The following is a 1,116-nucleotide window of genomic DNA, read 5'->3' on the forward strand; positions in this document are numbered from 1 at the left end:
TGCCGGAAATCTGCGCGTCCGCATCATGAGCTATGGCGGCGGCGTCGACGACACCGTGCGCATCGGCGGCACCGGGCCGACGCCGTGGCTCTACAACAACAAGCTGCGGCTGGTCGGCGTGAAGCTGTACGGCGACGGCGCGCTGGGGTCGCGGGGCGCGTGGCTCAAACAGTCCTATGCCGATGCGCCGGGCCAGACCGGGCTGGGCTTCATGTCCGACGACGTCATCCGCAACCTGATGAGCCGTGCGGCGATGGACAAATATCAGATCGCCGTCCACGCGATCGGCGACAAGGCCAATGCCCAGGTGCTCGACGCGATCGACGAATTGGCCGAGACCTATAAGGGCGACCGGCGCTGGCGGATCGAACATGCGCAAGTGGTCGATCCGGCCGACCTGCCGCGTTTCGGCAGGCACGGCATCATCGCCTCGATGCAGCCTGTGCACGAAACCAGCGACCGCCAGATGGCCGAGGCACGGCTTGGCCCGGCGCGGCTGTCGGGGGCCTATGCCTGGAATTCCATGCTGAAGAACGGTGCGAAGCTGGTGTTCGGGTCGGACTATCCGGTCGAGAGCCCCGATCCCTTTGCGGGCTGGGCGGCGGCGATCACCCGGCAGGGCCCCGACGGCCAGCCCTATGGCGGGTGGCAGCCGCAGGAGATCGTCGGGCGCGAGGCGGCTTGGCGTGCCTTCACCATGGACGGCGCCTATGCGGGGTTCGCCGAGGATCTCTTCGGGCGACTGGGGCAGGGGCAGCAGGCGGATTTCATCATCGTCGACCGCAATCCCCTGGACATCAATCCCAGCGAGTTGCGCGGCACCCAGGTCGAGGAAACGTGGATCGGCGGGCAGAAGGTGTGGGAGCGGCGCTGACATTACGCCCGAAACCGGGACAGAAAATGGCGGACAGGCTAATGATTCGGCAGGGCTTTTTGTCTATCATTCCTGTCATGAAGCACCGACTCCTCGCCATCGGCCTGATGGCCGCCGCCATTCCGTCGCTCGCCGCCGCGTCGCCCGTCGTCGGAATCGACGCGCTGAAGGAATGGAACCTCATCGTGCTGGGCGATCTGACCTCCAGCTCGGAGGTCGAGGGGCGGACCTTTGTCGGCGGC

The 1,116-nt window shown here is 66.4% G+C and carries 2 protein-coding genes; both read left to right on the top strand.

Annotated elements, in window-relative coordinates; translation table 11 throughout:
- The coding region (locus U1700_RS15105) for an amidohydrolase (RefSeq protein ID WP_332753495.1) at window positions 1–874 on the top strand (874 nt) is incomplete at its 5' end.
- A gap of 77 nt (window positions 875–951) precedes the next feature.
- A partial coding sequence (locus U1700_RS15110) for a collagen-binding domain-containing protein (RefSeq protein ID WP_332753496.1) occupies window positions 952–1,116 on the top strand: 165 nt, incomplete at its 3' end.

Source organism: Sphingomonas sp. RB1R13, assembly GCF_036663775.1.
Lineage (GTDB): Bacteria > Pseudomonadota > Alphaproteobacteria > Sphingomonadales > Sphingomonadaceae > Sphingomicrobium.